The following is a 13,178-nucleotide window of genomic DNA, read 5'->3' on the forward strand; positions in this document are numbered from 1 at the left end:
TGATGATGCTCGGCCTGCCCGAATGCCGCGCACACGACCTCGCGTTCCCATTAAGGAGCCGTGTTTCCCATGCGCAAGAACCACTTCGGCCGCAGCGCCGCGACCGTCCTGGCCGTGGTTGCCGGCGCCTGCCTGGTGCTGCCTGTCCCGACGCGCTGGCCGACTCGCCGCGTACTTCCACCAAATCGTTCCGTACCCAGGTCGCGCCCACGATCACACGCGAGCTCTACGCCCGCTGCAACAGCGTGGTCCCCTACGTCCAGTCGGTCGGGTTCTCCGTGAACCGGGTCCATGGGGGAACGCCGAGCTACCGCATCGTGGACGCGAACGTCACCGGCTACGCAGGCTGGAACGCCTTCAACTCCATCACCATCACCAACACCCACGCCGAATGGTTCACCTGGCCACCCAACTTCAACGACCTCAACTTCGACCTCACCGTCACCTGCACCTCGGACCCCAACGCCTCCTTCTCCGGACCGCCCTTCATGGCCCTGAAGAACCTGCCGCCCGACGGCACCCCGAACACCCTGCTCGTGACCTGCCCCGAAGACACCCCCGTCCTGAGCAGCGTCCGGCCCACCTACGACGCCACCGCCGTCACCATGACCAACGCCCAGCAGTTCGCTCCCGACCAGACACCCGGCTGGGCCACCACCGACTTCACCAACGCCACCACGAGCGCGAACACCAAGTCCGTGACCCTGGTGGCCACCTGCACCCAGGCGAGCGCCTGATCCGCGCGGTGCTGAGGCCGGGCATGACGCCGACCTCAGCACCGCTGCCTGCCTGGCCAGGCAGATCCTGCGGCGCAGGACACCGTGGCGTCTGTTCGCATGTGGCGCCGGAGTTCCGAGGGCGGATCGTGGACGCGCATCAGGCGCGATGGAAGGAGTCGCTCCGAGGCGGGCCGGGTGGGTCCGGCGCGCCTGCCAGTGCTGCAGAAGCAACGGCCTCGCTGCACTTCGGGATGAGTCCCAGTGAGGTGACTGCCGCGCTCGGGGGCATCACGACGCGCCCGCAGTACCGGGACGGTCTTGTGGAGATGGCCAAGTACCGGGAGGCCGGCCTGACGCTCTACTACGGCCCAGAGGAGAAGCTCAAGGCCGTTTCGGTTGACGCCCTTCGAGGGCGGCAGGTCTTCGCGGACTGGCACTGCCCTGGTCGGCCGTGTTCCCTCAGAGACAGAGCAATGGATGGAGAACCGTGCCGCCAGCTGCGACCCCCTATGAGGAACTCGGCCATACGAACACAGGCGAACCGGGCTCAATTTCCCTCGGTGCGGTGGTAGGCGTGCAGCGGGCAGGCGACTATCTGCTCACACGACCAGTCTTCCTACCGGCTGAGGCGATGGACGACCCGTCTCACTGGCTTTCTCTGGAGGCGTGGGCAATCCAGGATTAGCTGTCGCGATCCCGGCTCCGCCGAATCGGGTATCGAGGCGGCATGGACGGCGTGCATATGGTTGCGTGACCGACACCGATGCCTCGATATGCGCGAGATGACCAGCGACGTTGCTCGGTGAGCCAGGGTGAGGAACAAACCTTGGATCGTCGATCGCCCTCAGCCATGCACGGCGGAGGGCTTCGGCGTCCGCGGCGCAGGGGAACGGGGCGTGAGGGCGGTGCGGTGACTCGTGGATGAAGTACTCCGGTCGTTCCCGAACTGCCAGTGCCTGCATGTCGGGAGCGATGGAGGCTGGGTTACCCGAGAAGGCACGGACGGCCGCGACTTCGTACAGTCCTGCCGGCAGTGCCGTCCAGAAGTAGCGGCGCACCTGCGGATGGCGCCGGGCTCAGGTGCCCATGTCAGGGCCGGCCTGCGGCGCCTGCCCGCCCCTCCCGCACGATCGACACCGCACCTAAGCGCTCATGAATCAAGGCATAGGATGTGTTGTCCACGGAGCCCATGAGCTATTCGGAAGATCATCAGCACCCCAGGTCGTTGTCCTTGCCCACGCCGAAATTTGAATGCGCCCGTCGTTGAGCTGTGCGGCGGTCATGGCCAGGAGCGCCGGCCCGGACCATGAGCTCCATGATGACCAGGCTGCGTCTGGGTGAGTTGTCTTCTTGTGGAAGCTATGCAGCTCGCCGTTCTTGTTGGTGGTAAAAATAACCGGTCGCCCATCCGAGATGGAACTTGTTCCTAGAACGCTTACTGTCCGCACCGGGTCCGGGGCCGGAAATTCCTGCCATAGCGTCCATGCCGCATTGGGGTCGGTGGTGGCTTTCCACGTAGTGATGAGCTTTGGTCGTTGGCGCCGACGAGTTGTAGCCGTCCGTCGGTGAGGCGGAGAACTGTCAACACGCGTGGGCGCGACAGAGTGCCAGTCGTCATCTTCACAGGTGTGGTCCAGCCAGAGTTCACGTCGCTGGTAAGCTTCCACGTCGCCATCACGTGCAGCTGACCCTGCGGAGGTGGCGCGGTTGCTGCTGCGGTTGCTGCCCCGGCCTACCGCCGCGCCAGGGGCCAGATTCTCGGAATCATGGCATATCTACGCGAATCGGATCTTTCGGGAGCTACACGTCAGGATAATATCCATTTTAATGGTGGATATTTGGACATCAAGGACACTCCCTCTTTTCGCTCCTTGCTGATTATTTGCCCGCTTATAAACGTGCGTGCGTCTTTTATGATTGACGCTGGGGTATCTCCCTTATCGCACTATCGCAGCGGTGTGGGCCTATAAGAAAAAGAACAACTCCGGCATCCGCGCTACCGCGACACCATTCACGAGCTCGATCTGACACAGGTCAACGAGCCTCAGGAAATTACCTGACGTTCTCGCTCGGAACGCTCACCACGGAAAGGAATGCCCTATGCCATTCATCATGCGCAACGCACTCCCCAAACTGGCCGCAGGTACACTCGCCGCCGCCGTCCTCACCGCAGCAGTCATGACGCCCGCGGTCGCGGCATCCTCTGCCCCCAACCCGGCCGAGGCATACATCTCGAGCGTCAGTGCGAACGGAAACGGGTGCCCGCCCGGGACATGGGAGGCGGCGATCAGCCCCGACGGGAAGTCGTTCACCGTTACATTCAGCTCATACGAGACGCTCATCGAACCTGGTGGTGATACTTCGGATAAGGAATGCACGCTCTCGCTGAACGTGCATACGCCGCCGGGGACATCGCTTTCCACCGCCAAGTTCTCCTACCAGGGCTACGCGCTCATGGACCAAGCAGGGATGAGCGCGACGCAGAGCGCAAGCTACGACTTCCGCGGTGCTCCCGTCCCGGCTCAGTCGGTTCGCTCGCAGATCTCGGGGCCACACGACGACGCGTACCTCTTCTCCGACCAGATCTTGCTTCACGACGACGTGGCGTCGGCACAGGGCGCAACCCGCGCGCTAAACGGGGAAACGGGCCTAGTCCTCACCAACAACCCCGCAGAGACCGGCAGCGGCTTCTTCAACACCAGCAGTGTCGACGGGACGCTCCAAAACGGACCGGGCTGCACCATCGACCGGCGCACCGCCATCTCGGGGCAGACCATCCTCGGCACCTCGGGCGCCGATGTCATCTGCGGGTCACCGTTCGCCGACCGTATCGTCGCGCTGGGCGGCGACGACGTCATCCTCCCCTTCGCGGGCAACGACCGGGTCTCCGCCGGTGCCGGCAACGACACCGTCTTCGGCGGCAACGGCGACGACGACATCAGCGGCGACGACGGCAACGACACCCTCGACGGCGAAGCCGGCAACGACCGGATCGTCGGCGGGCCGGGCACCGACACCGCTAACGGCGGGCCGGGCACCGATTCCTGCATAGCCGAGACGACCACCTCCTGCTGAGTCACCCTGGCCGCGCCGGCTCCCGAAGTGAGGGGACCCAGGTCGGACACTTGCGGGCAGGAAGGAACCTGCGCGACCCGCCGGGCCAGCGTACGGGCCCCTCGCTCCCGGCCCGACCAAGGACACCGGGGCGAAAGCCGCGAATAATCGACAGCTGGGGGCCTTCGTAACCATGTCGTGACGCCCCAACCAGGGCGCCACGACATCGGCCGAGGATCGTGTGAAGGACTCCGACCACCACGAGAGCTGTGCCAATCCCAGCTGCTACGTTCGCAGTTGCGGTACCCAGCCATACACCAGCGACGGAACTCACGAAGAGGATGACAGCCCAGCGGAGCGGCAGTGGCGATGGCCCTTCCTGCGGAGGTTTTATCACTGAGCTCCTCAGGGCGTCGCATCCTAACTGACGGGATCGGGCATGAGAGCGGCTCCCTGTTCCCGCAGGGGGCCGTTCGCTTTCGCTCCAGGCCACCGCTCTCATTCGGTGCATCCTCTTGGGTCATTCAGGTCCGCGAGACCCCTCTAGCAGGGGCGGCCGTCTCTGAGCACGGAGATCGGCGCGAGGCCTCCACCCGGAGATCCTAATGATTGAGTCTATTTCTATCACTTTGATCACTCATATATCAAGAGAATCAACTTGCAATCGGGAAGCGCTGTAAACAGGCATTTCCAAGTAAGTTGTCACGCGGCGAGTTCTAGTGCCACCGCCTCGCCAACGCGACAGAGGATGACTGCAGATAGGCCGCCATCGATAGCGGTCACCCTGCCCTCAAGTGAACCAGCAGTGACGAGGCCCGCTTTGGCCCGCAACCACGGGTTTCATGGTCAACTTCTCTGCGACCAGAGTTGATCAGTGCGAGGCGTGGAGAAGACGCAAGAGACTCTTTAAGGCGTTCGACTATGGCTGCGCATGTAGCCCTGCGCGATCACGCCCGCCGCCTCATCATCACCTGCATGCAGCTCGGCACCGAACCGGACCTGGCCGAACTCCGCCTCGCCGACTGGGCTCACATGCTCGGCTTCCGCAGCCACTTCTCCACCCGCTCCCGCCACTACTCCACCACCCTCGGCGACATCCGCGCTGACCGCGAACACCACGCCCGCCTCAACGACATCACGACCGGCTGCCTCCCCCTCTTCGACGAAGACACCGTCCTCGTCATCAGCGAATGGGAGTACGCAGGCAAAGGCCACTCCCTCGGAGACCAACTCCTCGCCGCCGCCATCACCGGCACCCAGCTCGGAGGCATACATGACCTCTGAACTGCTCACAATCCCGCAGGCAATGGCCGCGCTGAAGGTCAGCCGCTGGACCGTCTACAACCTCATCCGCTCCGGCGAGCTGGGTTCGATCGTCGTCGGCACCCGCTGCCGTCGCATCCCCGTGACCGCCCTCAACGACTACGTAACCCGGCTCTGCGAGGAGGTCGCCTGATGCCCGTCAAGACCGAACTCGCCACACCCGAAGAGCCCAAGCGCCCTCGTAAAAGCCGTCGTAGTCGTGCCAACAACGAAGGTTCGATCTTCCCGTACAAGAACGGCTGGGCAGGCTACGTCTGGGTCACCACGCCCGAGGGCAAGAAGACCCGCAAGTGGGCCTACGGCAAGACCCGCGAGGAGACTCACGAGAAGTGGCTCAAACTGCACGAACTCGCCGGCAAGGGACCGGTGGTTACCAAGTCGCCGAAGCTCTCGGACTACCTCGCCTACTGGCTCACCAACGTCGTGGAACCCAACCTCGCCCCCAAGACCGCCGCGAACTACGAGATGTTCGCCCGGCTCTACATCACACCCGCCCTTGGCCCCAAGCGGCTCGACAAGCTGACCGTGCGAGACGTCCAAACCTGGGTGAACAAGCTACGGCGCTCGTGCCAATGCTGCGACCAGGGCAAAGACGCAGCCCGCCCGAAGATCCACAGCAACCCAAAGCGCCGTCAACACTGCTGCGCAGTCGGATCAATCTGCAAACATGCCAGGTCAGCGGAAGCGAAACCGGGCATGGCGAGTACGATGCGCGAATCCGTGAGCTGCCGTACAACTCCTGCTGGTCCTCCTACCTCCAAGTGAACGACTACATAGAGGACGAGTCGAGCGGCAGATTGATCAAAGCCGGCTGCAAGAGCGCGTTCAAGAAGAATCCGATCCTCAATTGGGCCTGCAAGCAGATGGCTGAGCCGTTCGATGAAGACCTCGCCCTCCGCTTCCGGGCCACGGTGGTCATCCACAGCTATCTCGGAAACGCAACCGGGACCGGCGTGGTGAGCGGAGCCGGAACCGGCATCAAGCCGACGGACATGAAGATGTTCATCCAGCTCGATGATTTCGCGCTCATCGGTGAAGACGGGCAGGTGATCAAACCTGGAAACCAGCTCAATGACCTGCCCATCACAACGAGACTATATATTCCGGATCCTCCTCTCACAGACGAGGGCTGCACCACCGGCGACGGCGAGAAGAAGAAGGACATTTCTACCTGGCAATCCAGCCCGTTCGATATCTTCAACATTCGAACGAACATTGATGATCCGGGCGTGGTCACCTGCGCGTTCCATCCCGAGGTCGTGTTCTACACCGAATCCGGGTCCGAGTGGTTGCGTCTGCCCCTCTTCAGCCAGAAGGTCATTGACGTCAGGGGTGAGTGGGTCGGCGTCGCACGCGAGGGTAACGGTGTGCCCGCGGGTTGGAAGCGGTGGATGCCCCACTTCCGCTGCGACAGCCTCGCGTTCGGCGCGGGCGACCCGCAGGTCGAGGATCGCGTCGGCGGCTGTATCAACACCAGGTCGAAACGCGTATTCGTTATGTCCACGAAGAGTGGCACGGAGTTTCCAGAGGTGGCCCTGCACATCAAGGATGCTCTCAACCCCGCGACGAACAAGAGTACTTACCCGCCTAAACGCCCAGGGGAGTTCGAGGTCCCGAATCCGCCGAAGAAGGCCATCCTTGGCACTGAGCAGCCCAAGCGCATCCCCGGGAACTGGGCGGCTCCTGTCGGGAGCGATGCGGGCGAACCGCTGCACAGGACCACCAGCGATGAAAAAAATACAGAAAACCGGCTCGTCTTCTCAAGACGCGCATTCGTTGCCGACCGCGGCAACGAGAAGGACTATCAATGGCCGGACGACCCGTCCAGTAACTACTGCAAATACTATCAATGGGAGGAGAAGTACACTGCCCCCGGGGCCAGGTGGAAGGACCTGAACTGCGACGAGTATCCATTCGCGGCCACCTTGGAGGGAGCCGCGAGCACTGAGTGGGACTTCTCGATTCGGGCGCTCAACGCAAAGCAAAACCGAGACCAGGGCAATGCGCTGAAAAGATTCTACGCCGAATTCCGAGTCGGCAATGAGAACTCTTTCTGGGTGATGATCGAGTAGTTATCGGCGCGACGCTTGGGTGCCGAGTCCGAGATCAATCTCAACCCGGCACTCAAGCGCGGCCACAGTCGGCAAGCTGCGCTCCAGGCTCCTACGGCCCACGACGGCCGCCAATCGACTGCCCATCCCCTCTACGTGATGCCCTGACCCACCATCGACCAGCACTCTGACGACTACATCTCCCGGCCCCGACTTGGCACGATCTAGCGCACCCCATCGGTGCCGACTTTGAGCTGGTCCGCTATCAGGTCCCAGAAACACGTGTAACGCCTGGCGCCGGCCAGCCATGGCGCGAGATACCAGGCTTCCCACTCACCTTCAGGAGTTTTGACGTGGGGGTTGAGGAGAACGACTCCATCGTCCCAATACCCGGCCAGAAGGGTGTCGGATACATACTCCCCTCTCATGTCGCCGGAGACCTGCTCGCGTCCGTAGACGAAGTAGAGCTCGTCGGGCACGCTCCATGAATTCTCGGGCTTGGGTTCCGACCAGCTCTCGGCGACCGAGGGGTCGACATCACGAAGCCAGCCGATTTCCTCGACACGCAGCAGGCAGCAGTCATCGTCGTTGCCCCACCCGTTGGCGAACAGGAGAAACTGCCGGTAACTCGCCGGCAGCTCCATGCCCAATCGCTCTTCGAGCCGGCGGACCTCTGCCTCGGCAGCCGGGGGACGCAGATCGCTGTCAGTATTCGATGCTGGGCGATCGGGGCCTTCGGCCGCCGGACGCCTTCCAGGGAAGCGTTCAGACCATGCGTATTGGGCACTCATGGTGAAGAAGATACCCGTCACGAGTGGCTTTCTGCGCTTGCAGCACACAGCAAACGGCGGCCCCTGGTGACCACCGGCGCCTGGGCCGTGTTCATGTTCACTTCAGGGAAGTTCCCGCTGTTCATCCATTGAGCTAATTCCATCCTGAAATCGCAGGTCATACCCCTTGTCTGAGTTCGCTTGGCGGTGTTCGGGCAGGTGGTGACGCCTGATCATGGCTCGTGATCGTCTGTCACCGGGTGATTCGCTGTGGGTCAGCACCAGTAGCGCGCGCAGCAGGCCGCCGAGACCTCAGGCACCCTCGACCAGCCCCTGACCAGCGCAACCATCCTTCAACTCCACCGCCTCGACATCGCCGACCACCCGGCCCGCCTCATCCGTACCGCCTGGGCACTCGGCAATCCGGCCGCGCACCCGGACCTCGCACACCTAAGGCTCCGCGACTAGGGCCCACATGCTCGGCTTCCGCGGCCACTTCTCCACCAAGAGCCGCGCCTACTCCACCACTCTCGGCGACCTACGTCAGGCCCGTGTCGACTGGACCCGTGCACGTCTGCCGTACGACCCGGAGACCGCCTTCGTCCTTGGCCACTGGCAGTACGCCGGACAAGGCTTCACACCTGGCGAATCCGCACTGGCCGCTTCCCTCGCACCAGAAGTCCGCCATGCCCGATGACACCCAGCTCTACCGCGTCCCGGACGCCATGCAGCGCTCGGGCCGCCTCCGATCGGTCAAGCAGGGCCGCTGCCGCCTGATCCCGGCCAGCTCCCTGGTCGAGTACATCACCGTATTGCAGCAGGAGTTGGCGCCCGAGCATCGGCGTGGGCACGGCTTGTTGTACGACGCGATCAATCACGGAAGCATCGAGATCAACCGGCTGCGGCAGACGCTGGCCGCCCTGCCGTTGCCGCGCGCGGCGGGCGGGCGGATCGTGCTGGCCGTCGATGTCAGCCCGTGGTTGCGTCCCGGCGCCCCCACCAGCGCGGACCGGTTGTTCTGCCACACCTACGGGCGCGGCAAGAACCAGCACGAGATGATCCCGGGCTGGCCGTACTCGGTGATCGCCGCGCTGGAGACCGGCCGCACCTCCTGGACCGCGGTGCTGGGCGCCGTCCGGCTGCGCCCGGACGACGATGAGGTCGCTGTCACCGCCGCCCAGGTGCGTGACCTGGTCATCCGGTTGATCGGCGCCGGGCACTGGAGCGAGGACGACCTCGCCATCCTCATCGTCTTCGACGCCGGCTACGACATCGCCCGCCTGGCCTTCCTGCTGGCCGATCTGCCCGTCGAAGTGCTCGGACGACTGCGCAGCGATCGTGTGCTGCTCCGAGCGGCGCCCTCGCGTCGGGAGTTTCTGCTGGCCAGCCCCGCCGGTGGCCGCCCGCCCAAGCACGGCGGCGAGTTCCGGCTCAAGGATGAATCCACCTGGGGCGAGCCGCAGCACCGCACCGCGACCCAGACCAGCTGCTACGGCAACGCCACCACCATGTGCTGGGATCGGCTGCACCACCGGCTGGGCCGCCGCTCGGCCTGGATCGACCACGTGGGCGACCTGCCCGTCATCGAGGGCACGCTGATCCGCCTGCAGGTCGAGTACCTGCCCGGCGAGCGTGCCCCCAAGCCGCTGTGGCTCTGGAGCTCGGCGATCAGCATCACCGCCGCGCACCTGGACCGGCTCTGGCAAGCATTCCTTCGCAGATTCGATCTTGAGCACACATTCAGAATGTTCAAGCAGACCCTCGGCTGGACCACGCCCAAGATCCGCAATCCGCACGCGGCCGACCTGTGGACCTGGCTGGTCATCGTCGCACACACCCAACTGCGCCTGGCCCGCCCGCTCGCGGTCGATCTTCGCCGCCCTTGGGAGCGCCCCTGCCCGGTTGAGCGGCTTACCCCGGCCCGTGTCCGCAGAGGGTTTCGCAACCTCCGCGGACGGCTGCCACTGCCCGCCAGTGCACCGAACCAGCCGTGCCCGGTCCCGGACGCCCGCGGGGATCAGCCAACCGGAGCCGCGCACCCCGCTACGAGCCAGGCAAGACCGTCACACGCGCCGCCACACTCGCTGAACGCCAGCGGCAGGCAGGTTAAACGTCAAGCTTAGACACGGTGGAGTCGATTCTCCTTGTCCTGCTGCTACTGATCATCGGGATCGAGATCCGCAGGTGGATAGGACGGCGCAAGGTGGTGCGCATCTACGTCGGCCTAGACCACATCACCCCTGTCGACGTTCAGGTCCGAGCCCACGACCTCATGGAGGCGGGCAAGTTCCGCGGCGCTGTAGAGCTGATCCGCAAGGAATCCCAGGTATCCCGGCGAACCGCGGTGGAAGTCGCACAGGTTCTGCGCGATGGTGGGGTCCTGCCGGGCTTCCCCGTGTTCGACGATGGCGACCTGTCCACCAGGGTTCGCAAGCTGATCGAAGCCGGCAACCGAAAAGAGGCCGTCTTCCTTGCGCGCAGCACCGAGGACATCAGCCAATCAGAAGCCGAGGCCTTCGTCGACTCCCTCTCACGAGAGCCGAACGCATAAATCAGAGTGAGTTGTCGCCGTAGCTGTACTTTGCAGCTGTTCAAGATCGAAAAGGCCACTTCCCGATCATGGGGAGTGGCCTTCGACCTGCTGTGGAGCCTAGGAGATTCGAACTCCTGACTTCCTGCTTGCAAATCGGCCTGACCTTCGAGGGCCACGGCCTCGACCTGAGCGACAGACAGTCCGCCAGTGGCCGTGACTGACCCCTATTGACCGCCCTTAATGGCACGCTAATGGCACGGCGATCAACCCGCGACCTGGTGTTCTTGCGCGACACGCGCACCCTACCCGCCTGATCCTCCCGTCTGCCGTCGTCCCGCCCGAAGGGGAAGCAGGCCCTGGTCTGCTCGGCTTGTCCCGGGTCGATGGTGGACGGGATGATCAGGCTTCCACCTCAGCCGCTTACGTCCCGCCCCTGCGAAGCGGCGATCATCCCGGAGCTGGAGTGCCCCCGCCGGAGGCATTGGGCGTCCAATAGGGAGGCCGGGTGATGCCGAGCTTTCGGGCGCTGAGGGGAGAGAGCGCCATGGGTGTGAGCCATCCTTGCCGGGTCATGACGACTTGGGCCGGCAATGGTGCGGATGGGTAGACCTCGATGCCGTGGGCCCAGTTGAGGAGTATGCCTTCGGTTCCATCGGTGTCGGCCAGGATGATGGAGATGGGTTGCTGATCGTCGGCCCAGGTGTTCCAGACGGCCCAGCCGTCCGCTGTCGGAGGTATCCCCAGCCGGGTGCAGATTTCTTCGTAGGTCCCCTCCATGTCCGGGGGGATCGCCTTCGGGCGGAGGAGAACGATCCCTGCGAGCTTCATAGGCGGGAGATCGTCTTCCAGGCAGCCGTCTCCGCTGAAGTGGTAGTGGCGGATCTGACGTGCCAGTTCGTTCACGACTCGGTGGAGAGCGGTGGCGGGTGTCGCCTCGCGGTCGTAGGTCAACCATCCTTCTTCGTTTGCGGCGTGTATGACATCGCGGGCGAGCAGTTCGATGTGACGCAGGTACTCCGTCTCACTGAGGCTGGCTGGAGGCATGAGGCCCAGTTTGCACCTGCTTGCGGATATGGCCCACGTGTTATTCGGTCGTTCCTGCGCGGGCTTCTAAACGACGGCCCGGGCCGCTGCCGCCCGGGACCGGCCCCCAGGCCGCACGCCCGGGCGGCGGGCGGCGGAGGGCCGTCGGCGGCGCGCAGCGCCGCCGCTTGATCTATATGAGCGCAATTCGGCAAAGGTTAGTAGCCGGAGCAACCAGAGAGAAACCGAACGCTGTGTGGGCAGAGGCTTGGACACCTCAGGGATCGACCGCTTTTCAGGCGGACCGATCATCCTGGTCGGGTAGCGGACACCAGCGGATGCTCCTATTGATGTCAAGCGGGGCGATCGTGATCGTTCTTGGTGATGATGCGGTAGAGCTCACGGGCGATGTAGCGCTTGAGGCAGCGGATGATTTCCTTCTTGGACAGGCCGTCTTGGGTGCGTCGTTCCATGTAGGCGCGGGTGCGCGGGTCCCAGCGCAGGCGGACCAGGGCGATGTGGTAGAGGGCGGCGTTGGCTTGGCGGTCGCCGCCGCGGTTGAGGCGGTGCCGGTGGGTCTTGCCGGACGATGCGGGGATCGGGGCGACGCCGCAGAGCATGGCGAAGGCGGCTTCCGAGCCGAGCCGGTCGTGGTTTTCCCCGGCGGTGACCAGGAGCTGGCCGGCGGTGTCGGGTCCGAGGCCGTGGACGGCGAGCAGGGCGGGGTTGATGGCGGCCACGAGGGGTTCCAGCAGCTCGTCGAGGTCGTTGATCTCGGTGGTGAGCTGCTGGTGGCGGCGGGCCAGGGAGCGCAGTGCGATCACTGTCGCGGTGGCCGGGTCGTGGGCCTGGGTGTGGTCGGGACGCAGGGCGGCGCAGGTCTCGATGAGCTTCTTGACGGACAGGTCGCGCAGCTGGGTGCGCAGGTCGTCGGGGGCGGTGACGATGAGGCCCTTCATCTGACGCTGGGCGTCCGCACGCTGGGCGACGGCCGAGCGGCGGGCGATCCGCAGGCAGCGCAGGGCTTCCACCCGGCCGTCGCGCTGCTTGGGCCTGCCGGTCCGGTCCCCGGCGAGCGCCGCCTTGGCCGCTTGGATCGCGTCGATCGGGTCGGACTTGCCCTGGAAACGGCGGGTCTTACGGTCGGGCCGGTCGACTTCGGCCAGGTTCATCCCCTGCCGACGCAGGTAACGGGCCAGTCCCGCGCCGTAGGCGCCCGTGCCCTCGATGCCCACGACCGTCACCGTGCCGAACGACCGCATCCAGGTCAGGAGCGCGGCGTATCCGGTGCTGTCGGCGGGGAACTGCTCGCTGCCCAGCACCCGGCCGACCTGGTCGATCACGGCTGCGGTGTGGGTGTCTTGGTGGGTGTCGACTCCGCCGGCGACTTCGTCGATCGCGGTGGTGTCGGGTGTAATGGAGGGCATCGTCGTCCTGTCGTTCTTGACCGGTGGGCAGGGCGGCACGCACCGGCCGGGCAGGGCGGACAAGACAGAGAAGGGGCCTCTGGCCAGGCTCCTATGAGGTCACAACGCCAGGTCCGGTGGGTGCAGGTGAGCGCCTCCCGGCCTGAGCCGACAGATCCCGTTGAAGACCCGAGGTCAGTCAGATACGGCAGCTGTAGATCGTTAATCTGAGTGGCGGGTGTCGGCGGTCATGTGACGGACACTGCTGTGACCTCGTTCCATCGTCGGTGGCAGGCGGC

General features: G+C 64.6%; 10 protein-coding genes and 2 pseudogenes. 9 read left to right on the forward strand and 3 right to left on the reverse strand.

Annotation, left to right across the window (positions count from 1 at the left end; translation table 11 throughout):
* Window positions 1-245 precede the first annotated feature (245 nt).
* From ACIBQ1_RS50285 to ACIBQ1_RS50310, 6 genes are all read left to right on the forward strand, one after another.
* Entirely contained in the window at window positions 246-737 is a 492-nt protein-coding gene (locus tag ACIBQ1_RS50285) for a hypothetical protein (RefSeq protein WP_397289089.1), read from the forward strand.
* A 2,082-nt stretch (window positions 738-2,819) separates the two neighbouring features.
* On the forward strand, window positions 2,820-3,794 hold the full coding sequence (locus ACIBQ1_RS50290; RefSeq protein ID WP_397289091.1) for a DUF4360 domain-containing protein: 975 nt from the start codon (window positions 2,820-2,822) through the stop codon (window positions 3,792-3,794).
* 846 nt (window positions 3,795-4,640) lie between these two features.
* Complete coding sequence (locus ACIBQ1_RS50295) at window positions 4,641-5,057, forward strand: replication initiator (RefSeq protein ID WP_397289093.1); 417 nt, start codon at window positions 4,641-4,643, stop codon at window positions 5,055-5,057.
* Window positions 5,047-5,229, forward strand: a complete 183-nt coding sequence (locus ACIBQ1_RS50300) for a helix-turn-helix domain-containing protein (protein ID WP_397289095.1) — start codon at window positions 5,047-5,049, stop codon at window positions 5,227-5,229. The genes ACIBQ1_RS50295 and ACIBQ1_RS50300 overlap by 11 nt, the downstream gene beginning before the upstream one ends.
* Window positions 5,229-5,861 carry an N-terminal phage integrase SAM-like domain-containing protein gene (locus ACIBQ1_RS50305; RefSeq protein WP_397289097.1) on the forward strand — a complete coding sequence of 211 codons (633 nt, stop codon included), beginning with the start codon at window positions 5,229-5,231 and terminating at the stop codon, window positions 5,859-5,861. Before ACIBQ1_RS50300 ends, ACIBQ1_RS50305 begins: the two co-directional genes overlap by 1 nt.
* On the forward strand, window positions 5,858-7,168 hold the full coding sequence (locus ACIBQ1_RS50310; RefSeq protein WP_397289099.1) for a hypothetical protein: 1,311 nt from the start codon (window positions 5,858-5,860) through the stop codon (window positions 7,166-7,168). Before ACIBQ1_RS50305 ends, ACIBQ1_RS50310 begins: the two co-directional genes overlap by 4 nt.
* Before the next feature lie 203 nt (window positions 7,169-7,371).
* On the opposite strand, the gene ACIBQ1_RS50315 is transcribed toward ACIBQ1_RS50310, so the two are convergent.
* Window positions 7,372-7,959 carry an SMI1/KNR4 family protein gene (locus ACIBQ1_RS50315; RefSeq protein WP_397289101.1) on the reverse strand — a complete coding sequence of 196 codons (588 nt, stop codon included), beginning with the start codon at window positions 7,957-7,959 and terminating at the stop codon, window positions 7,372-7,374.
* 430 nt (window positions 7,960-8,389) lie between these two features.
* Here ACIBQ1_RS50315 and ACIBQ1_RS50320 point away from each other — a divergent pair.
* The 3 genes and pseudogenes from ACIBQ1_RS50320 to ACIBQ1_RS50330 form a co-directional block, all read left to right on the forward strand.
* Window positions 8,390-8,614 (forward strand): annotated as a pseudogene (locus ACIBQ1_RS50320) (replication initiator); the annotation flags it as partial.
* Complete coding sequence (locus tag ACIBQ1_RS50325; protein WP_397289103.1) at window positions 8,604-10,040, forward strand: NF041680 family putative transposase; 1,437 nt, start codon at window positions 8,604-8,606, stop codon at window positions 10,038-10,040. The pseudogene ACIBQ1_RS50320 and the gene ACIBQ1_RS50325, both read left to right, overlap by 11 nt.
* Window positions 10,041-10,045: 5 nt before the next feature.
* On the forward strand, window positions 10,046-10,468 hold the full coding sequence (locus ACIBQ1_RS50330; RefSeq protein ID WP_397289105.1) for a hypothetical protein: 423 nt from the start codon (window positions 10,046-10,048) through the stop codon (window positions 10,466-10,468).
* A 429-nt stretch (window positions 10,469-10,897) separates the two neighbouring features.
* Here the strand turns inward: ACIBQ1_RS50330 and ACIBQ1_RS50335 are convergent, their stop codons facing one another.
* Entirely contained in the window at window positions 10,898-11,494 is a 597-nt protein-coding gene (locus tag ACIBQ1_RS50335) for a hypothetical protein (RefSeq protein WP_397289107.1), read from the reverse strand.
* A gap of 318 nt (window positions 11,495-11,812) precedes the next feature.
* Window positions 11,813-12,900: pseudogene (locus tag ACIBQ1_RS50340) on the reverse strand (IS110 family transposase); the annotation flags it as partial.
* Window positions 12,901-13,178 lie beyond the last annotated feature (278 nt).

Origin of the sequence: Nonomuraea sp. NPDC050153 (genome assembly GCF_044460125.1) — a bacterium.
GTDB lineage: Bacteria > Actinomycetota > Actinomycetes > Streptosporangiales > Streptosporangiaceae > Nonomuraea.